The sequence below is a fragment of the Methanolobus zinderi genome, assembly GCF_013388255.1.
GTDB lineage: Archaea > Halobacteriota > Methanosarcinia > Methanosarcinales > Methanosarcinaceae > Methanolobus > Methanolobus zinderi.
Window position 1 is genome coordinate 1,301,249 of record NZ_CP058215.1, and the last position, 20,959, is coordinate 1,322,207.

Annotated in this window: 20 protein-coding genes and 1 pseudogene; 8 read left to right on the top strand and 13 right to left on the bottom strand. The window is 42.5% G+C overall.

What is annotated here, in order from left to right:
- Positions 1-7 precede the first annotated feature (7 nt).
- Both HWN40_RS06370 and HWN40_RS06375 read right to left on the bottom strand, forming a co-directional pair.
- Complete coding sequence (locus HWN40_RS06370; protein WP_176964955.1) at positions 8-793, bottom strand: TrkA C-terminal domain-containing protein; 786 nt, start codon at positions 791-793, stop codon at positions 8-10.
- 178 nt (positions 794-971) lie between these two features.
- Complete coding sequence (locus tag HWN40_RS06375; RefSeq protein ID WP_176964956.1) at positions 972-1,256, bottom strand: ferritin family protein; 285 nt, start codon at positions 1,254-1,256, stop codon at positions 972-974.
- Between the two features lie 192 nt (positions 1,257-1,448).
- Between HWN40_RS06375 and HWN40_RS06380 the strand changes: the two genes are divergently transcribed.
- Complete coding sequence (locus HWN40_RS06380; protein ID WP_176964957.1) at positions 1,449-4,190, top strand: UPF0182 family membrane protein; 2,742 nt, start codon at positions 1,449-1,451, stop codon at positions 4,188-4,190.
- A gap of 125 nt (positions 4,191-4,315) precedes the next feature.
- Positions 4,316-4,969, top strand: a pseudogene (locus HWN40_RS06385) (MBL fold metallo-hydrolase); the annotation flags it as partial.
- Positions 4,970-5,003: 34 nt separating this feature from the next.
- Here the strand turns inward: HWN40_RS06385 and HWN40_RS06390 are convergent.
- The 5 genes from HWN40_RS06390 to HWN40_RS06410 form a co-directional block, all read right to left on the bottom strand.
- Complete coding sequence (locus tag HWN40_RS06390; RefSeq protein WP_176964959.1) at positions 5,004-5,657, bottom strand: YggS family pyridoxal phosphate-dependent enzyme; 654 nt, start codon at positions 5,655-5,657, stop codon at positions 5,004-5,006.
- A gap of 179 nt (positions 5,658-5,836) precedes the next feature.
- The gene (locus HWN40_RS06395) at positions 5,837-6,913 is read right to left on the bottom strand and encodes a KamA family radical SAM protein (RefSeq protein WP_176964960.1); all 1,077 of its coding nucleotides are present in this window, start codon (positions 6,911-6,913) and stop codon (positions 5,837-5,839) included.
- A gap of 145 nt (positions 6,914-7,058) precedes the next feature.
- A complete protein-coding gene (locus HWN40_RS06400) occupies positions 7,059-8,333 on the bottom strand; it encodes an ATP-grasp domain-containing protein (RefSeq protein ID WP_176964961.1) in 1,275 nt (424 codons plus the stop codon).
- 8 nt (positions 8,334-8,341) lie between these two features.
- Positions 8,342-10,348 carry a CocE/NonD family hydrolase gene (locus HWN40_RS06405; RefSeq protein ID WP_176964962.1) on the bottom strand — a complete coding sequence of 669 codons (2,007 nt, stop codon included), beginning with the start codon at positions 10,346-10,348 and terminating at the stop codon, positions 8,342-8,344.
- Between the two features lie 184 nt (positions 10,349-10,532).
- Positions 10,533-11,450 carry a hypothetical protein gene (locus HWN40_RS06410; RefSeq protein WP_176964963.1) on the bottom strand — a complete coding sequence of 306 codons (918 nt, stop codon included), beginning with the start codon at positions 11,448-11,450 and terminating at the stop codon, positions 10,533-10,535.
- A 218-nt stretch (positions 11,451-11,668) separates the two neighbouring features.
- Between HWN40_RS06410 and HWN40_RS06415 the strand changes: the two genes are divergently transcribed.
- Entirely contained in the window at positions 11,669-12,037 is a 369-nt protein-coding gene (locus HWN40_RS06415) for a nuclear transport factor 2 family protein (protein WP_218165491.1), read from the top strand.
- An 11-nt stretch (positions 12,038-12,048) separates the two neighbouring features.
- Here HWN40_RS06415 and HWN40_RS06420 read toward each other — a convergent pair whose 3' ends face one another.
- Positions 12,049-12,483, bottom strand: a complete 435-nt coding sequence (locus HWN40_RS06420; protein ID WP_218165492.1) for a HEPN domain-containing protein — start codon at positions 12,481-12,483, stop codon at positions 12,049-12,051.
- A gap of 365 nt (positions 12,484-12,848) precedes the next feature.
- Between HWN40_RS06420 and HWN40_RS06425 the strand changes: the two genes are divergently transcribed.
- Positions 12,849-13,040, top strand: a complete 192-nt coding sequence (locus tag HWN40_RS06425; protein WP_176964964.1) for a TRAM domain-containing RNA chaperone — start codon at positions 12,849-12,851, stop codon at positions 13,038-13,040.
- 210 nt (positions 13,041-13,250) lie between these two features.
- Positions 13,251-13,853, top strand: a complete 603-nt coding sequence (locus HWN40_RS06430) for a GTP-binding protein (RefSeq protein ID WP_176964965.1) — start codon at positions 13,251-13,253, stop codon at positions 13,851-13,853.
- 58 nt (positions 13,854-13,911) lie between these two features.
- Here the strand turns inward: HWN40_RS06430 and HWN40_RS06435 are convergent, their stop codons facing one another.
- Positions 13,912-14,508: a methyltransferase family protein gene (locus HWN40_RS06435; RefSeq protein WP_176964966.1), complete on the bottom strand. Its 597-nt coding sequence runs from the start codon at positions 14,506-14,508 to the stop codon at positions 13,912-13,914.
- A gap of 137 nt (positions 14,509-14,645) precedes the next feature.
- Between HWN40_RS06435 and HWN40_RS06440 the strand changes: the two genes are divergently transcribed.
- The gene (locus HWN40_RS06440; RefSeq protein ID WP_176964967.1) at positions 14,646-15,116 is read left to right on the top strand and encodes a phosphatidylglycerophosphatase A; all 471 of its coding nucleotides are present in this window, start codon (positions 14,646-14,648) and stop codon (positions 15,114-15,116) included.
- Positions 15,117-15,133: 17 nt separating this feature from the next.
- On the opposite strand, the gene HWN40_RS06445 is transcribed toward HWN40_RS06440, so the two are convergent.
- Positions 15,134-15,919, bottom strand: coding sequence for a helix-turn-helix transcriptional regulator (locus HWN40_RS06445; protein ID WP_176964968.1), 786 nt, complete (start codon positions 15,917-15,919; stop codon positions 15,134-15,136).
- Positions 15,920-16,624: 705 nt separating this feature from the next.
- Here HWN40_RS06445 and HWN40_RS06450 point away from each other — a divergent pair.
- The gene (locus tag HWN40_RS06450) at positions 16,625-17,398 is read left to right on the top strand and encodes a glycine betaine ABC transporter substrate-binding protein (protein WP_246276004.1); all 774 of its coding nucleotides are present in this window, start codon (positions 16,625-16,627) and stop codon (positions 17,396-17,398) included.
- 149 nt (positions 17,399-17,547) lie between these two features.
- On the opposite strand, the gene HWN40_RS06455 is transcribed toward HWN40_RS06450, so the two are convergent.
- The 3 genes from HWN40_RS06455 to HWN40_RS13645 all read right to left on the bottom strand — a co-directional run bounded on the left by HWN40_RS06455 (position 17,548) and on the right by HWN40_RS13645 (position 19,768).
- The gene (locus HWN40_RS06455) at positions 17,548-18,318 is read right to left on the bottom strand and encodes an acyl-CoA dehydratase activase (RefSeq protein ID WP_176964969.1); all 771 of its coding nucleotides are present in this window, start codon (positions 18,316-18,318) and stop codon (positions 17,548-17,550) included.
- On the bottom strand, positions 18,315-19,460 hold the full coding sequence (locus HWN40_RS06460) for a double-cubane-cluster-containing anaerobic reductase (RefSeq protein ID WP_176964970.1): 1,146 nt from the start codon (positions 19,458-19,460) through the stop codon (positions 18,315-18,317). The genes HWN40_RS06455 and HWN40_RS06460 overlap by 4 nt, the downstream gene beginning before the upstream one ends.
- A 185-nt stretch (positions 19,461-19,645) precedes the next feature.
- The gene (locus HWN40_RS13645) at positions 19,646-19,768 is read right to left on the bottom strand and encodes a hypothetical protein (RefSeq protein ID WP_281361424.1); all 123 of its coding nucleotides are present in this window, start codon (positions 19,766-19,768) and stop codon (positions 19,646-19,648) included.
- Positions 19,769-20,165: 397 nt separating this feature from the next.
- Here HWN40_RS13645 and HWN40_RS06465 point away from each other — a divergent pair, with 397 nt between their 5' ends.
- Entirely contained in the window at positions 20,166-20,954 is a 789-nt protein-coding gene (locus HWN40_RS06465; RefSeq protein ID WP_176964971.1) for a helix-turn-helix transcriptional regulator, read from the top strand.
- Positions 20,955-20,959: the final 5 nt, after the last annotated feature.

Consider the following 20,959-nt stretch of genomic DNA (forward strand, 5'->3'; position numbering starts at 1 on the left):
CAGAGGACTATCCTTCATCCTCTTCATTTGATTCGTCCTTGTCTTCGATCTGTTCTTCCATCATCTTCTTTTGTTTTATTATAGCCCTTTCATGCTCAACTTCACCGATAATTCCTTTGCGCCTTACATCGAGTGAGTGTATGGATTTTCCGCTTCCATAAAGAAGCAGGATGTCACCGATCCTGATCTTTGTAGAGGCATGCGGAGTGCCGTTGTATTCTCCGTTGGGTTTCTGGATACCGAGTATAAGTACTCCTTCATCGGGCAGGTTCATTTCTGCAAGTGTTTTATCTGCCAGCCAGTCCTCGGGTTCGATTTCAAGTTCGGAAACCTGGTATTCCCCTCCAAGATAGATAAGACTTGCAGTATCCGTTGTTTCGATACTGGTCCATTTCATAAGTGCAAAGTTAATGAGCCGGGTCAGGTTTTTGTCCACCCACCTGCTTTGTGTCAGTGCAAGAAGTATCATCAACCCGGCAGCGATAATAGTTATCTGACCAAGCCAGCTTGTACTTCCGATATTAACGGAAACAAGGATAATAGAAGCTATCACTGTGACTATCCCTGCATTACCTACCAGCATGAGTGTCATGATTATCCTGCGACGGATAGGATGGCTCATCATGGTTTCGGATTCACTGGTGGTAAAACCGGCACCAGTCAATGCCGATCGTGCCTGAAAACGTGCCACTTCGCTGGACATTCCTGTAAGTGTCAGTGCTATTGTAGCTATTCGGGTTACGATTAGTGACAGGATCACAATCGCAAAAAGTGTTACTAAAGCTGCTGCCATCCAGTTTTACTCCCTGGACATTTTCGTTCCAGTATTAAAACATTTATGTGTGAAATTCACAATACATACGTTAAACTCTTCCGGTTGGTATATCCGGCCAATTATTGTCTGCTTGTATTAAAAAAAGTGTTGCTGAGCTGAAACTATCGTTTATTAAAAAAAAGAAGAAGTGTCAGTTTCAGTCTTCAAGACTTGCTATGTCTTCTTCTTCGCTGAAAAGATAGTCTTTAAGTTCGTCTGCAAAATTCTCATCATGCTGTCTTATCCACTCGATAAGCATGGCAGCATGTTCTTTTTCTTCATTCGCGTTGTGGATCAGTATCTTTTTCAGATTCTCATCGGTACATGCATCAGCTCTCTGGTTATACCAGTCTACTGCTTCAAGTTCCTCTTTGAGTGAGTCGATTGCTCTCTTGAGGTCCAGTGTCTTTTCTGATAATTTACTTCTTTCTTCATGTATCATTTTTACCACCACCCTCATATGGACTTTTGATAGTATAAGTCTTTTGGAAAATACTAATATGTACATAGATCCAATCTAAAGGAGATCCTTATACGGAAACCCCGCTTATGGCAAAAGGATTTATTGAACCGTAACTTATATCCTATATTGGATTTAGAAATATTTCCAGGTTCTTCAGGGTTAGTTGTTATTATGAAAGCTACAAAAATACTTTTCCTCTTAATACTGGTATTATTTTTAGGTATGGGAAGTCTCATTGGAATATACACGGACTATCTGTGGTTTGAGATGATCGGATATACATCCGTTTTCACCACAATATTACAGTGGAGACTGCTCACAATAATACCCGGTTTTATAATTGCGTTCGTATTTCTTTATCTGAATGCAAAGATCGCAAGGGATTCTATAAGCAAGATACTTGCTGAGAAAAACATTCCTTATGAAAAAATAGATAATCTCTCCGTTTTAATCGGTATCGCAGCTTTTTCGGCCTTCTTTGGTCTGATCTTCAGTGGCAACTGGAGAACCATTCTGCTATACCTGAACGGCACTTCTTTCGGAATAGAGGACCCCATCCTTATGAATGATATAGGGTTCTACGTATTCGAGCTTCCGTTCCTTCATATGATCAGGGGTGTGCTGTTCGGACTGACCATTATATCTCTTGTACTGGTCCTTGTTCTTTACATATACAGGCTTGAACCTGTATTTCAGGACGAGAGCTCTAGTGCAGCAGACGATGAAGACTTTTATAGCCTGAAAAGTGGTCCGAGTGCAGGCGAAGTCCTTGAAAAGCTGCCTGCAAAGGTTCTCATTCACCTATCCGCACTGCTTGCTTTGCTGCTTGCATTGATTGCCTTTGGATTTTTCCTTGACAGGTATGATATATTGTTCTCCCAGCAGGGAGTGGTAGCCGGAGCGGGTTATACAGATGTGCATATAAGGCTACCGATATTAAACATACTGACGATACTCTCACTACTCACAGCAGTAGCCCTGCTGGCAAATGTGAAACTCAAGAATATCAAGATCCCGGTTATCGGTGTTGTGCTGATCGTGGTGTTCTTCCTGGCAAGTTCATTCGTACCGAATGTATACCAGCAATTCAGGGTGGAACCCACGGAGTTCCAGCTTGAGGAACCTTACCTTGAGTACAATATCAACTACACTAGGATGGCCTTTGGCTTATCAGACATAGAGGAACGCTCCTTTGATGTGAATTCGGACCTGACACTATCTGAACTGGAGAATAACAGCGAGGTGACGGAAAACATTAGAATATGGGACCGGCGCGCCCTTGAGCAGACCTATCGGCAGCTTCAGCAGATCAGGACCTATTACACGTTTGATAATGTGGACACCGACCGCTATCACACCGAGGATGGATACAGGCAGTATATGATATCGGCAAGGGAACTGGATACCACTCAGCTCGCACCTGAGGCCAGGACCTGGGTAAACGAACGTCTTGTGTATACCCATGGATTCGGTGTTGTGATGAATCCTGTAAGTACCAAGACAGACGACGGCCGGCCGGTATTTGTTCTGCGTGACATTCCTCCTGTGGGAGAATTCAATGTCTCCAATCCGCGTATCTACTACGGAGAGATCACAAACGATTACAAGATAGCGGATTCAGGAAAAGCTGAATTCGATTACCCGAGCGGAGGACAGAATGTCTTTACTCAGTATGAAGGTACAAGTGGAATAGTTCTGGATTCGTTCATAAAGAGACTGCTATTTGCATATACTTTCAGCGAACCCAAGTTCGTCCTGAGTGAGTACATGAACGATAACGCACGTCTGATGTATCGCCAGCAGATCATGGAAAGGACGCAGACCATAGCTCCATTCCTTGAATACGACAGTGACCCGTATCCTGTGGTCTATGAAGGTAAGGTCTACTGGATAATTGATGCCTATACGACCGCTGAGAATTATCCTTACTCAGAAACCTACTCTGGAACAAATTTCAATGACATTAACTATATCAGGAATTCCGTGAAGGTTGTTATTGATTCCTATGAAGGTAGCGTGGATTTCTATGTCATGGAAGACGAACCTGTGGTTGATACCTATTCGAATATCTTCCCTGAACTGTTCAAACCCTTCAGTGAAATGCCTCCGGGACTTCAGGAGCATATACGTTATCCGAAGGATTTCTTCAGGGTTCAGATGGATCTGTACCAGAACTATCATATGACAAGTCCCGAGACATTCTACAACAAGGAAGATGCATGGGAGATTCCGAGAGAGGTCTACAGGGGAGGCAGCATTGATATGGAACCGTATTATATGATAACGGAACTCCCCAACGGAGGAGAACTTGAATATGTCCTGCTGCAACCTTTCACACCCCGCAACAGGGAAAATATGATCGCCTGGATCGCTGCAAGATGTGATGAACCATATTATGGTGAGATCAAGCATTATGAGCTGCCAAAGGGTGAACTGATCTATGGTCCTACCCAGATAGAATCCAGAATAGACCAGGATCCTGACATTTCCGAGCAGCTTACCCTCTGGGGTCAGACCGGCTCAAGGGTGATCAGGGGTAACCTGCTGGTGGTACCCATAGGCAATTCCATATTGTACACAGAACCTATCTTCATAAGTGCTGAAGAGTCCGAGATCCCGGAACTCAGGCGGGTCGTGGCATCCTCAGGCCAGAGGGTCATCATGGGCGAGACCCTTGAAGAGTCCCTCCAGATGCTTGCAGGCGGCACTATCGTCCAGGAAGATGGTGAAGTGATCGAGGTATCCACTGCCACACGCAATCTTGCTCAGGAGGCACTTGACCACTATAACAGGGCTCAGGAGAATCTCAGAGAAGGTGACTGGGCAGCTTACGGAGAAGAGATAGATCAGATGGAAGAAGTACTTAACCAGTTAGCAGAGGGCGTACAGGAAACGAACACCAGTGCGACCTGATTTCTGGTTAACTTCTCATTTCTCTTTTTTTATTTTATTTTATTTTATTTTATTTTATTTTCTGGCAGGAATAAATGTATGGGTGAGATTGAACTGTATCGTGTGATACCTGTAAGAATGGGTCATCTAATGCGTATCTGGTGTCAGGCAGAGAGTATACATTGCTGATCGATGCCGGAAATAAAGGAAAGATCCCTCACCTGGAAGAAGTCTTGAAAAAAGCGGAACTTGATTTTCCCGATATTGATATGATCATTATCACCCACTCCCATTATAAGCATGTGGGAGCACTTGCCGAAATCAGGGAAAAGAGCAGGGCAACTGTCCTTGCTCACAGGTATGAAGGAGATTTCTTGGCCAGGGGTTGTACACCTTTTCCTGAAGGCACAATGATATGTTCAAAGGTGATCAACCGCATCGGAGGTCTGTTTCTTTCTGAGAAGGCACAATATACTCCCGTAAATGCCGATATACTGATTGACGGAGAGTGTGAACTTGTAGCACCCGGATATTCCGTAAAGATAATCCCCACACCGGGTCATACTGCAGGTTCTGTTTGCGTGATTATCAATAATGAATCTGCATTTGTCGGGGATACGCTTTTCAATGCAATTCCGGGAAGCAGTGTATATCCGCCCTTTGCCAATGACAGAAAGACATTGATGGAAAGCTGGGAAAGACTTCTAAAAACCGGTTGCCGGATATTTTATCCGGGCCATGGAACAGCATTTTCACGCGGAAAACTGGAGAGATCATTTGAAAAAAAGAGACTGGAATGAAATCCCTGTCAAATATACACGGAATTCACGTCTGTTAATCTCTTTCGCCGAATATAGCAGAACCCACACGTACCATCGTAGCTCCTTCTTCAATGGCTACCATGTAGTCATTTGACATTCCCATGGACAGTTCCTTCATGTCAATGTTATCGCCGTTTGTATATTCTTCCTTAATTTCATCAAAAAGGACTTTCATTTTTCTGAAATAATGTCGTGCCTGCTCCGGCGGCACAAAAGGAGGGATACACATAAGTCCCCTGACTCGCACTTTATCAAACGAAGGTATCTCCTGCATAACAGATTCGATCTCATCAAGCCCAAGGCCGTACTTCTGCGGTTCATCGCCGATATTGACCTGCAGCAGTATATCCTGTATCTTTCCTGTCTCTTCAGCCCTCTTGTCAATTTCCCGTATCACTTTCAGGGAGTCCGCCGACTGGATGAGATCAAAATACTGGACTGCATTTTTCACCTTATTGGTCTGGAGATGTCCTATGAAGTGTTTTTCACATGGGAGTATGTCCTCAGCCTTTTCCTCGAACTCCTGAATCCTGTTCTCGCCTATGATCGTAGCTCCGGCTTTTATGGATTCGTTTATCCTTTCGGGTTCAACTGTCTTACTAACGCAGACAAGTGTTACATCTCCGATTTCCTTAAGGATCTGAGTTACATTTTCTTTTACTGACATTATATCCCACTATTTATTGTAATTTCTTTGTTCTGAATATTCTAACTGCTATGCTAATTTATTAAATGTGCATCATATAAAAAATTCATTTCATTCCGGTCATGGGATTCGTTTTTTTCTGTGTGCAAGAAATGAAAATTGATTCCTGAATAACAGGTATTATGATGAAATCCCGGAAATCATTCCGGGATGTTGGGTATTTCTGTCAGCTCTCCCCGATGGTTTCTCAGGGTGTATTTTTCCTCGTCCTTACCCATAATATAGTAATCGGGCATCAGAGGTATCTTGCCCACATTTGTTGCTATCACGTACATGGGCTGTGCAAGTCCTGTCGTGTGACCTCTCAGCCCGTCACGGATCAGTTCTGCTCCCTTTTCAACGGGAGTCCGGAAGTGATCGATGCCAGGCGCGGGTTCACAGTAGAAGATGTAGTAGGGTCTTATCCTTGCACTTAACAGTTTCTGGTGCAGCTCACGCATGACAAGTGCATCGTCATTGATACCTTTCAGAAGCACTGCCTGATTCCCTACGTTCACTCCTGAAGTAACAAGGTCGTAAACAGCACGTCTGGTTTTGTCCGTGATCTCCTTCGGATGATTACACTGTGTGTTCAGCCATATGGGTACTTCATGATAACCACCGAGTATTTCTTTCAGTTTGTCGGTGATCCTGTGTGGAAGCACAATAGGCAGACGTGAACCGATACGGATCATTTCCACATGCGGGATGGATCTGAGACTGTCAATGAGATACTCAAGCTGCTCGTCAGATAGCAGAAGCGGATCTCCTCCTGTAACGAGCACATCCCTTACCTCAGGATGCTCACGTATCCATTCGATTCCTGCATCAACATTGAAATCGAGTTTCAGGTCGTCGTCCACTACAAGTTCCTTCCTGAAACAATGCCTACAATAGATCCCACACTGTTGCAGTACGGTAAAAGCAACCCTGTCCTTATACTGTCTGGCGATACTGTCAGGGCGCACCTCTTCGGTGGCACGGTTCTCTTTCCAGACCAGATAGTCCTTCATTCCGTACTCATTATGTTTTTCATTGAGGGAAGGAACGACCTGTTTTCTGACAGGACAGTTCGGATCATCCTTATCCATAAGAGAAGCAAAATAAGGTGTGGTACCCCAGCGTGTATTGAGGGTTTCAATAGCTTCTCTTTCACTGTCTGTTACGTTGATTATTTCTTCGAGCTGTTCTAAAGTATTAATTTGATTTTTGATCTGATTCTTCCATTCTTCACTCATTATAGTGAATACTCCTTATAGTTACTTGGAGTCATTAAATATATTCTGTTCGGTTCAGAACGAACAAAATAATAAGTTTGCAGTGCAGGGTATATAATTTAAAAGAGTTTATGCATAAATGTTTTGGTTTGAGTCAAATCAGTGTTCACCTTTCAATGGAAAAGGAGATCTTTTCAAGTACACGATGATATTTATCAACAAGCTCGTTGCGGCTGTCTGCACCGATGAAGATATCCTCAAGTTCGTAGCTGTAGCTGTCCTGTATCTGTAGCTCCGAGAGTTGCTGTCCTTCACTGACACGTGGCTTGATTATGGTTCCCGGCATTTCATCTGCGATTGATGCGATTTCCTCACCGGAGGGAACCTTTGTTACTTTACCGGGCTCGAAAGTTCGGTGCATGAACTTTGCGGCATAATCGAACTCACCGTGCTTTCCGAGCGGATCAGGTTTTCGGCCCATGGCTATCTGTAGCATGACACGGTGGTGGGAAACTCCGTGTACTTTCTCGAAAAGATCCGCATGGGACTGGGATATCCTGGGATTGATCTCCAGCAGATTTACCTCGTCACGGGATTGATCGTAGAAGAATTCCACATTGAACACCGAATAATCAAGTTCTATATGCCTGATAACCCGCCGGCAAACCCCGGCCATCCGGTTCTGTACATCATCCGGGAGGGAAGAGGGATATTCGTAACGTGAAAACGAGGAGAAGTGACGGTCGCGGATCGAATCGACAATACCATAGATGACCACATCACCGTCGAATACATAACCTTCAAGCGTACACTGATGGCCATAGAGTGGTTTCTCGGCAAGGCAGCTTTCTTTCATATATGCGATCTCAGGCGGCATGTCATATTTTTTCAACAGGTAAATAAAGGGTTCGTGGATGAAACGGATATTTTCACGTATTTTGCGGATATGCTTGCTAAACTGTTCCTTGTTGGTTATTCTGAATGCCAGGAAAGACCGGAATGACCTGAAGGGCTTGATCCAGAAAGGGAACTTCATCCCGATGGAGGCAAAGGGATCATCGTCTGCAGGGTCAAATGCATGAAATGCCGGGATGTGATCGGGAATAACCTGTTGCTGTGCAAGCCGGCTCCAGTACTTATGCTGGCATTTGAGCATACTTTCCAGATCCGGCCCCGGAATCCCGAAGGTTTTGGCAATTATGGGTACAAGATCGGTGGCAGGAAAATCAAAGTAGCTGACAACAGCATGGATACCTCCGGGAGTTTCCTTTATCCGTTGTTCTGCAGTAGCGATCAATGCATCCATATCGTATCGTGACACGTTCCTGATCTCATCGATATAAAGAGCAGCATGAAAATCACATTCTTCTGCTTCAGGAAGTCTCCGTAGTTTTTCGAGGTTGAACCGGTCCATTCCCACAACAAACACATTCTGTTTCATAGTTTCACCTATATCATATCACGGGGAATGGTCTCATCCCAGCTCTTGCTGAAAAAACGTGTGTCCCCTTCATATGCATCCAGTATGGCCCGGATGCGAAAGTGTGTCCGGGTGGACGTCAGGACGGTTCTGGTGATACTTATTGCATGCCAATCTCCACGCTTCAGACTGCGGATAGTATTGACCTCCCCCCTTACAGTGTCGTAATTGTTATTGAAATAGGAGTATACTTCAGTCGTATCCTTCTTTAGTTCCAGATCTATGTCATCAAGATGTATCCTGGAATCGTTATTGATGATCTTCTGTTTCACTTCATTGCTTGAAAGATTGTGTGTCACAGTCCATTCCCTTTTTGCAGGTGCAAGAAGTGTGGTTGGAACCGGTTCAGCCATCATTGGTGATCCCATCTCCGGAAGCTTTTCGTCCCTGTCGTCACGAGGCCTGATGGGGAGGAACAGTTTTCCTCCCGACTTTATGCTCAGAGTAAATGGTTCGGGACTTGGCCAGGCAAAAGGCCAGTAAGAGGTAGAAATCGAAACACGTATCCTGTTACCGGCAGGAAAACACTGGGCCACGTAATTCATCTGTAATCTTATTCTGTAAAAATATCCCTCATCCAGTTTTTGAGGATTCTCGTGACCATTCCTGTGTGTAAGGTTCAGAAGCCCGTAGCTAACTCTGGTGGATGTGCCTTCTTTGCACATGTCATTGAGACGAACAGCTATCATAGCAATAGCTTTGTCTGAACTGAGTTCAAGTTCAATCTCCGGAGCACCAAATATCTCGATATCCTCCTCAAGCTCCGGACTATCAAAAACAAGCGCACCTCCGTCCTCTTCTGTCTGATCGTGTGGCCTGTCCGTTGATTCCGAATAGGAATACCATTTCCCGGCAAAAAGACCGACACTCAAAGGGCTTATTATACGCATTTCCTCTTTCACGGTATTTACGGGTTCGAAGTTGATCCTGCCTGGTGAAAGGATGAATTCTTTCATTTCAATACGCCGGGACGGCCATTTCTCTTCTGCCACCCAGCGCCCGGGGCGTTTTGCTATCAGGGGTGAGACACTATCCTGCATCCACACACGGATTGCCGGCTCATTGTCCTGTCCGGTATCCACACCTTTGAGCCAGTGATCCCACCATTTTACAGACTCGTTCAGAAAATCTATTGAATGACATGGATCTCCTAAATGTGGATACTTATGTCCCCAGCCTCCTATCAGACCCTTTACTGGTACGTCCAGATGTTCCAGAAGGCGAAATACCGTATTTGAATAACCGTCTGCCCAGCCACTGACAGCAAAAACAGGGCATTTGATCGCTCCGTAATCCTCGGCTATTGAAGCATGTTTCCAGTAATCATCCCGGTGCTGGTGTTCAAGCCATTTTTTCAACCACAGATCGCTTCCTTCAAGTCTTTCCAGCCACATATCCTTCCAGCGTTCCCCAACTATGGCAGGGTCCGGCGGGATAGAATTATAAGAAAACATATTCGAAGCCCAGGAAAGGTTGTCTGTGAGCATACACCCGCCCATGTAATGAACGTCATCGGTATATCTCTCGTCCGAGGAGCTTACAGTAATCACAGCTTTTAATTCAGGTGGATCCATTGCTGCTATCTGGAGTGCGTTAAAACCACCCCATGAGATCCCCATCATTCCAATGTTTCCATCACACCAGGGCTGTGCAGCTATCCATTTCAGGACATCCACACCATCTTTTAATTCAGTAGGAAGATACTCGTCCTTCAGAATACCTTCAGAATCCCCGCTACCTCTGAGATCCACACGGAGGCATGCGTAACCCTGCTGTGCAAAATATCTGTGCATCCGGGAATCACGAATTGCCTTGAAATCCCTTTTTCTATAAGGGATATACTCCAGGATAGCCGGAACCGGATCCTTTTCAGCATTTTCCGGTAACCATATCTTTGCCGTAAGGTTACAGCCATCAGGCATTGTAATCCAGACGTTTTCAAGTTCCCTGAATGAAGAACTATCTGGCTTGGACACTTATGCTCCCATCTCCCATTATATGGTCAGCTAGAGAGCATAAATAACTTGTCTACAATACAATTCAAATATTTGGAGATAGCCTGTAGCTTTTTTCTAGGATAATTTCTCAAAAGAAGAATTAATAAAAAACCAAATGAGGTGTGAAACACCTCAGCATTGAGTTAAATTAGCAGATATCTGATTATTCCAGAACATCCAGTCCCTGGATCTCCGTGTCCTCGAACAGTACATGCATGAATGGCTGCTCAGTTCCGTCAGGCAGCATGTAACCTGTTGGTACAGGTTCCTGCACAGGTCCTTCTTCAGTGACTACAAGGTCAGGTAATACGATATGTGTGTGTATTCCTTCATGAGGCAGTTCGTTGTCAAAGAGCAGTCTGAATTCTTCATCTGTTGTTCTTAGCTGCTCGGTTGCCATGATATGGACAACGCGATTATCACTTACCAGCTCACCGTTTATGTACAGTTCTCCGACACCCCACAATGCACCATATGTATAAGCCGTTGGTATCATGCGGGATCCAATCGATGATTTACCATGTAGGTAACCGTCAATAATGACTCCGCCACCAAATGAATGGTCCACTCCTACAGGAATTATATCGATCAGAACTACTCTATATTCATTCTCTCCGGTAGGATCGGTGAATATGAATTCCGCCTCAGCTGTATCATTTGAGTCGGGATTATCTACTTTGGTTATATCTACCATACGGGCTTCGTAAGTACCGTTAACCTGTTCGTACTCGTCCGAGAAAGGAGTGTTGACCGATGTGTTGGTAAAGGCAGTTCCGTTCTCATTCACGTTTCTGGCTTCAACAGGAACACCTATGCCCTCTTCAAAGCCAAGCGGTGAATCCGGAGTTCCGAATAGTTCAGGATCAAGTTCTCTGGGACCTGGTAATAGCCAGCGTACGTCTCCGCCGTCCTCCTGACTGATCAGTATCTCCTGTTCTGTGATGTTCTCTATAGTTACATTGTCTGTTTCATTAGTTTCATTGATTATGTCCAATTGTAAATCAGATACCTGGGCTGCAGCAAGTCCCATTCCCAAAAGGGCACTTGCAAGCACTAAAAAGACTGTCCATTGTCTTTTCATTATCAAACCCCCATATAAGTTTAAGAAATGATATGCAATAAGCCTGTTGTCGAAAAAAATGATAACAGGATAGCAAGAGGCTTTACTTTCAATTAGTACTGAAAAAAAACATGAATTAATATACATGATCTTTTTTTAAATAGGAAGATTCAATTATATTTCTCTCAGGTTCACAACCCCTTTTATACACTGCTTCCGATACTATATGGGGGATTAACTTGAACCGATCAAATCGTTCAACAGAAGAGGTTTTTGAAGACCACCTGCGTCTTGCAAAAGAACTGAACTATAAAGATGATATGAAAAAGAATTATTCAGAGGATTGCATAATCCTGACGACCAAAGGCAAATTCTCAGGCTATGACGGGATAACATATCTAGCTGAACTTCTGAACGAGGAATTGCCGGACGCAAAGTTCGAATATACTAATAAGCTGGTTGAAGGGAATGTTGCTTTTTTAGAGTGGAAGGGAGAAGGTGGAAACCGTTATGTGGATGACGGGACGGATTCCTTTGTGATAGAACATGGCAGGGTTGTTGCCCAGACCATACATTATACTGTAAAGAATAAGTCCGAAAAGATCTGATTAGATTCCTTTTATGGTGCAAGGGAGCTTCTAATTGATTCGATCTTTGTCTGGTCGAATAATTCTTCCACTGCATCACACATGGACAGGACCCGTTCCATGTCCGTTATATCTGGCTCAGCATGGTAATAATGGTCGAGTGAGCAGATATCGAATATCTGATCAAGGGATCGTATCTCCTTATTCAGCTCTGCTGGTACCTTCATAAACATTTCCACTGTATCCATGAGACAGCTATAGTTGTGGTTGTATGGTTCCATGTCGTGGAGATAGCACAAAGCTACAAGATACCTTTCCAGTGCAAGTGAAGCCACGTTGAATACGATACTGTGGTCCTGCCCGTCTTTGAGGAACTGCCTTGCCCTGCGAAGATATGCTTTTGAATCCCGGTATTCGTTTTCAAAATCCTCAAATCTTGATCTTCTGTCCATGATCTCAAGTTTCATATGATGGCTCCCTCCGCTAAGATGTAAGATATTTTGTATCAGTATATTACCTGGCATGGTTCTCGCTGTTATACGGATGTCAATTACCGGTATTATCTTATTTAAATAAGTTGGTTAAAAAGTGATGTTTTATCTCTGATATGGCTATCTGTATTCCCAGACTTAAAAAAAGAGTGATTGCAGGGGTTAGATTTATACGTTATCACTTCAAATATAGAACTGCTTTAAGAAGCAAAATTACGTTTGATAAATTATAGGGTAGATAGTATTACTGAATTTGTTATTACTGTTTTTTCTTATGTTTTGGATCGTGTTAATTGCTTTTAAGCGTATATTAAATGGAGATGAAATATTTGTTTGATAACATGCAATCAGATGCACCAGTAGAAGCTGGAGAAACCTATGACGTGACAATTGAAGATATCGCAAGAGAAGGCGACGGAATCGCAAGAGTAAGCGGCTTTGTCATCTTCGTACCAAACACACAGGTCGGCGATGAAGTCACAATCAAAGTTAACAAGGTTATGCGCAAATTCGCATTTGGCGAACTTGCTTAATTCTTTTAACGGGTTTAAATTAAATTAAATTATATGTCAGGAAGATCTTTTTGATCTTCCTTCTTTTTTACTTTTCACGTTTAATTATTCTTATTATTCCCAAATCATTTTAAATCCTGTCTAACTGTGTTTTTATTCTAATTTAAACTGGTTGTGAGAGTTTCAATAAGTTTATATGCGAACGATTCAACATAAACTCAGAGGTTTTTTGTGAATATAATCCTGGCAGGTGGCTTTAAGGGTCTGGAAAAGGAAAATACTGTGATCTCAATTGCTAAAGAATTTGTTTCACGGGGAAATAAGGTTGCTTTACTGATCACTGAACATCTTGAAAACAAGGATGGGAAAACTGATGTTGGTAAACCCGGGCTTATTATAAGGGAAAAGATAAGCAGCTGTGTCTCCTGCAGTTTCCTTTTTGATCTTATCGCTGAAATTGAGAATATGAATGAACAGGGGCCTTTTGATTATATGGTCATTGAGCTTCCATTTAATTCAATGCCTTTTGAAGTAAAAGAAGGTCTTGAAAATTACAGGTTTCCGGATGTATCCTTATCGCCTGTAATCCATATTTTCGATATGAACAGTCTGGAAATCGATGCTACGCTAATTCCGAGAGTGGTCAGCAACCAGATTAAAGAATCAGATATAGTTTTTGTAAATACTGACCATGCAACCCCTGATAAGGTAACGTCTCTCAGAGAGGTGCTTGGCCAGATAAATCCCGATGTGGAGATCTTTGAATCTTCCTATGATTCGAAATATCATGGATTAATTGACTTTGTCGATATGATCACAACACCATCTGCCTGAATGCGGATATCCTGTTTTCAGGTATTATCCTCTATAATATTGTTCCATCCGTATGATCTTAAATGGGATTCAAACGCGGGATGAATCGATGTACATGTTCCTGGTACTCACGGTACTCATCACCGAACTGCGCCACAAGTCTGCTCTCCCAGTGCAGGGATCCAAGGTAGAGGTATATGGTTGTCAGAATGTAGATTATAAGCAGATTGACGGTCATAAATGGTGTGAGCCAGATGATAACCAGACCTGAAAGCAGGAAGGGATCCCTAACCCAGCGATATATACCTTTGATATCCAGCTTACCTGCTTCCCGGGTATGTGGCCCTGCCAGTTGTCCGCGTATCCTGAATCGGTGTGGTGCATCCAGCAAAGCCCTGGGAGCAACCAGTGCCGCAATAAGTTGTCCTCCTACCATGAGCCAGCGCCAGGGAGCAGGTACGATGTAGAGTATTGGTCCCGGGTTTTTGTAAAGGACATAAATCACAGGTATTATTGTTATCACTGCAATGAGACTGAATGCCGGCATATACAACTGGTCTGCCCTTGACCCTAAAATTCGCATCAGGAAGCGCTTAAATGGCAGGCTTGCCAGGAAACTGTGGATGGCTGCGAATATCACCAGACTGAATACCAGGATTACTGTGGATGAAAACAATTTCGATACTCTCCAATATTTTATATTGAGATGCTTGTATTTAGCGGTTGTGAGCCACAAAGTACAATATAATAACAGAACATAGAATAAATTGATAAAAGTAAAGTGATGGTTCCTAAAATATAAATCGGTATATCATGAGCGATATGTCAATCTTCATAGCATCACTGGCAGGTATTGGATGGCTGCCTTTTGCAGCCGGAATAGCTTCGGTTCTTGGTGCTGGCTGGGGCTGGTGGTTGAGATCACATAGCAAATACTGGCATTATGTTCTCATCCTGCAGGTCTTTCTGGCAATAGCAATATCTGAAAACGCAGTTGCAATAAGTGGAGGAGATCCTCCGTACATCGTCATTGATGAATTCGTGGCGGCGGCTTTTCTGATAATACCCGCGGTCAGCCTGGTGGATGTAGTCACAGGCTTCATACTTTTCAGCTTACTTGACTACTATGAGATCTTTGGTATCCACCGGGTTGAAAACCTTCACGGGGGATTTGGAATTGTCCTGGACGATATGGCCGCAGTTTTGCTAAGTATCCTGTTTGTTATTCTGATCAACAGGACTTTCAGATACTGGAAGAGGATTAAAGATAGTCGAATGGACTAAATTTAAAAAAGATATATTTAAGTTCTCTCTATGCGTCTGGAATTTTCCCGGTAGTATTCAAAAAGATCCCATCCCCACTTACGGGCATCCTCACTGGAACAAATGAATCTCTTATTGTCATATTTACCTTCATCTGTCAGCAACCTTAACATGACAGCATGGTCAGTGAGTGAAATAGACAGGAAATTGTATTTTTCGGGGTAAATATAAAAACTTATGTTGGGTTTGTGCAGTAAGTAATCAAAGTCATCGGCGTTTTCCTGCATAAGTTTTTCATAGAGTTCTTCGGTGATTATTACCGAAATTTCAACACAATTTTCTAACAGCTCTGAAAATGTTTTCTTGAAATTAGGAAACAGGAAAGTGGTGATATTTTTAATGTATTTGGTTCTTTTTGCTTCTTCAATGAAATGCTCGTCCTCATCGAACATTTCGGGAAACGGGACCTCTATTCTGCTGCAGGTTCCCAGTTCATGTAATCTCTTTAGGAGATAAGCAGGAACAAAATCGAGATTATGGTTTCCCCAGTAATTCAGATCACTATCAAGAACCTCAAGTGTATTTAATAAATGAAGCATCTCATCGACTACTAGTTTTCCAATAGTGGTTAGCCTGTAAGTGTCGTTCGATCCCGTAACAAGTTTATGTTTTTCCAGAGTCCTTATCTGGGGAAGCATTCCCTGTCGTGTGGTATCGAGATGGTTCAAAATCACTTCCATTTTCTGGGGTCCGTCATTTAATAATAGAAGTACATTCTTCCTTTTTTCAGATGCGAATATGACATCCTGTAGCGGCTTGAGCATTATTCCACTCCCCTTTAAACAAACTGTATTTACAGTAGGATTTATACAAATTGTACTACTTTAAGGTGATCCCGATTTATTGCAACTGTAATGATTTATTTTGCAACCGTTTCAATATTCAATATGACACCGGCTTTGTAAATATCCAAAGTGTACAGAACTGTGATTGATAAATATTGAAAAGAAAAAATCATAAATAGAAGTATACTCCAAAATTGGATTGGGGTGTTTTATGTCAGATCCGATATATCGGGAAGTTGAAAACTTAAAGGATATCACAAAGATCAACGAAGAGATCAGAAAGGAGATGGCACAGAATATCACGTTGAACCAACGACAAAAACAGTGACCAAAATAATTGAGATGCCTGAGGGTGCTATAAATGTCGAGATAACTGACAAAGAGCCGGAATCTGCTATGTCAGTGGAATAAGATAAGCAGTATTCTTCAATTTAGGGGTAACATCATGGTCAAAAGGAAGAGTGAGTACGCGCTTTCAAGAGAAATGTTCAGGGATGTTATTGTAATTGTGTTGTTTTTGATAGCATTGTTCGTTCTTGCCAGATATATGGAATTTATTTAATTCCCCGGTACCTTACCTCTTTTTCCTTCTAAAGCTTATACTTTTAATAATATAGTCTCATTAACTTTAATGGAGTGATGGATTAGTTAAAACCTAAAATTAAGAATTTACTGGTAGCTTTATTGATCGTTTTGAGCCTGGTAGGAGCAGGATGTGTTCAGGAAGATGAAGAAACACCGGCAGAGGAAGCACCAGTAGATAGTGAGCCACTAAGAGCAGAAGCAATAAGATTTGGTAATCCTCCATGGGACGATTCTAGGGCCAGTACTTATGTGCTTAAGCAGGTATTGGAATCCGAGGGATACGAAGTTGAAGTCGTGAATGCCGATCTTGGAGCAGTCTTTCAGGGAATTGCCCAGGGAGAACTTGATGTCTATGCCAGTGCCTGGTTACCTACTACCCAGGGAAACTACTGGGAAAGATACAGTGAAGACTTGGATTATGTTACCAATGTCAGTAGTGGCGCCAGAATCGGTCTGGTCGTGCCTTCCTATGTGCCTATTGATTCCATTGATGAGCTAAACGAGAACCGGGAGCAGTTTGGTGGGGATATTATCGGTATCGAACCTGGTGCCGGAATAATGGAAACGACCGAAGAAGCTGTCGATGCGTATGATCTTAACTATAATTTAGTGGGAAGCAGTACTACCGCAATGGCCGCACAGTTGCAGGATGCCATTAGCAACGAGGAATGGATGGTTGTGACTCTCTGGGAACCTCACTGGACCTTTGCGCGTATGGACCTGAAGTTCCTTGAAGATCCACAGAACGTATACGGTTCCGGTGATAATCTGGTTGTGGTTGCAAGGACAGGTCTTGAAGAGGAAGGCCAGGGGTTTACGAGATACTTTCCAACTATGAGATGGAAATATCCGATATCGAATCAATCATGGTAGACCTTGAACAGGGCATGCCTCCTGAGGAAGCAGCAGCTAATTGGATCGAGAATAATCCGGAAAAAGTTGCAGAGTGGACTGAGGGATAATCCTGCCCATTGTTTTTTTTTGATTATGCTTTATAACTTCTTTAATCCCTGAGTTCAATTTCACTGATGCTTTTCCTGAGCATACAAAGCCGCCCCAAGAGCTCCAGTGATCTGAGGTTCCGGCAAAACATACAGAGATATACCCAGCTCCTTTTCCAGTGCCGCTTTTATCCCTGTGTTCTTTGCCACACCTCCCACAAAAGCCACATTTTCCTGCAATCCCATCTGGCGTGCCATAACAGCAACTCTTCTGGCTATGCTTCTTACGAGTCCGGCTGCTATATCTTCCTTTGAGAATCCCTTTGCGCGAAGCGATATTACTTCAGATTCAGCAAAAACCGTACACATGCTTGTTATCTCTGCGGGATTTTCTGATGACAGTGCCACATCTCCAAGCCTGTCGATGGGTACTTCAAGTGCCCTTGCAGTGTACTCCAGAAATTTACCTGTTCCTGCTGCACATTTATCGTTCATTATAAAATCCATAACCCTGCCATCAGTCACCGATATGACCTTGCAGTCCTGACCACCGATATCTATTATTCCTCTTACTTCAGGATACAGATGGTGAACTCCTTTTGTATGGGCTGTGATCTCGCTTATGGATTTGTCTGCAAATTTGATGCTGTTCCTGCCATATCCGGTTGAATAGATGTGTTTGACATCCTTTCTGTCAATCCCTGACATTTCGAGCACATCCTCACAGGCATCATCTGCCGCCGAAACAAAATCGAAAGCTGTTGGCCGTATGGATTTAATTATATTTGATTCTCCATTCACCAGTACTGCCTTGGTTGTGGCTGAACCCGCATCTATGCCAATCGTGATCACGACAGCATCTCCATGAATGCATCAACGCGAAGTTTGATCTGCTCCACATCCGACCCGCTGTAATCAGTTTCTATAAAAAGCATGGGAATTCCGGCTTTCTTCAATGCCTGCTGGACTTTATGCTTTTCAATGTTGTATCCGTGACAGAACTGCAGGGTATAGTATACAACACCGTCAACGTCAAACTCCTCTGCAAGTTCCAGATTATTGTCTACACGCCTGTCATTGGGGCTCATGCATGAACAGGGTATTTTGATATAACGTTCGGCCAGTGCAAGCATGGGTTCTTTATCTTCGTCCACCGGATCCCAGAACGATCTTGTACCGGTGCAGCTTTCCTCGGCTACGATCATTCCGCCTCTGTCCTCAATTATTTCAGGTACTTTTGAGTTTCCACCTGACATGGGGCAGCCGGAGATTAAAATTCTGGGTCTGTGATTTTCTTCAGGCTCGGATTCTTCGACTTCTTTTATCAGGTTTCGGATATGCTCTTTGAACTCCCCAGGAGACAGGAAATATTGTCTTTGAAGAAGTTTTAGTATTTCAGTCCCATTTATTGGTGCTGGATCTTTTTTTCTCATGTCATAAAGACTGTGGAGTAATTTTCTTGTCTCGTTTGAGGATTTGATCTCTTCTCTTAACCTATCTTTCGTGACCCTGTTTCCGGTCAGCTCTTCCATGGCACTTTTAAATTTTTCAAGTTCCGACAGGAAGTATTTCAGAGCTTCAGGACTGTCCGGCCTTTGCGGAAGATCGATAACATAGGTCGGAATATAATTGCCCAGCAGTTCATACATCTTCTTCTTGCTGTCACAGGTATTCTCGGCAATTACCATATCCACCATACTGAAGTGTGAACAGGATTTGACATCTGAAGAACCGTCATTTACCAGTGAACCGAAGGAAGACTTCACCAGCGGGCAGATGTTCCTGGGTAAATACTGCTCGGCTATGGGTATTGTCTCATTCTTCCCGCCACAGAGTATCACACGATCGGCTCCTGCCGCGAATATTATTTCATCAGGAACAAAAAGACAAAAAGTACCTACTACTTTTTTTCCTTTTTTTCTTTCATCTGCTATCTGGCAGATACGGGAACTGTAAGAATTCTTTATTTTGTCAGGAGTTTTAAAGGAATGCATTTTCTCTACAGGTAATCTTATCCGATATATTAAATCGTTTACTGATTTTGCTTTTCTAAATATCGGTTGTGGAATTTTGCTTTAACAAAACAGAAATAGGAAGTAAAAAAGTGGAACTTGTCCTTCTACAGACAGTTCCACTATCAAGACACTTCTTGATATAGAAGTTGAAATCGTACTTATTTTTATTTCTTGCTTTTTTCAGACTCAGCCATCTCTAGTTTTTTACCACACTGGTCACATTTTCCATCATCTGTAACTTGTGGCTGGCGTGGCACGTCTCCTCCGCATATTCCGCATTTAACCATTAGATCTCACCCCCGTTTCAGATCTGTCAGAGTATGCCTGCCGAACTAATTTCAGTTTTCGGGAAGCATACGTGATGTTATGATTTGGGGGTATGTGACTAAAAGCTCTGTGAAATTGAGTTTCCCATTTTAGTTCCTCATAATCAGATTACATAGCATGTGCAAAAAAGCGTTGTCTCTTCAGACGTTTTCATCATGGTCAACAGTTATGACCACAATTTCAACACACCACTCCAGATAAAGTTTGATTATTTTCTTATTATTCTTTCCCTAAAAATAAATTATTGTAATTTGTTTTTGAATTAACAGTTTTTGGATAAACTATTTATTTCCTATTCTCAATATTTATGTATATTTTAGAAAGTTTATATGGTGTATATTGGTAAGTGATACTAATATGAACAGAAATCTGCTTGATGTTATTTTTGCATCTGAGAAAAGAAAGAATACACTCTTACAGTTGCGTGAAGGACCTAAAATGATTGAGGAACTTCTCGCATCACTTGATACCAGAAGACAGGCTTTACTTCCACAGTTAAAGATACTTGAAGAAAATTATCTGGTTGAACATCAAAAGGATGCTTACGAATTAACAGGTATCGGAAAAGTTATTGTTGAAAAGATGGCTCCTTCAGTGGACACTTTTTGTGTTTTTGATACGGATATAGATTATTGGGGAACTCGTGATCTGAGTTTCATTCCACCTCATCTTTTTGAAAGAATAAATGAACTTGGGAAATCAACTATAGTAGATATTCCTGCTGCGGATCAGTATGATATAAAAACTATCTACCAGGCAAAAAGTAAAGATTCCTCTTCTCTTTATGCAATAACTACTCTTCTTTACCCTAATTACTATGATGTATTCTCCGATCTGATTGAAAATAAAGTAAAAATAAATCTGGTTCTTTCAAATGATCTTCTCTGCAAAATCCGCACTCAATATCAGGAAAATTTTGAAGACTATGCGGAAACAGGACTGCTTAACAGTCATGTTTACAATAAAAAAATGAACTTTCTTTTTGTTACATTTGATGATTATTATATTCTGATGCGCCTGCTCAAATTGGATGGAGATGTTGATGGTAAACTTGTTTATTTCAGTGCAAGTCCAGAGGCACTTGGGTGGGCGAAAGAACTGTTCAATTATTATTTAGAACAATCCGAACCTGTAACTGAAATATGACCTTT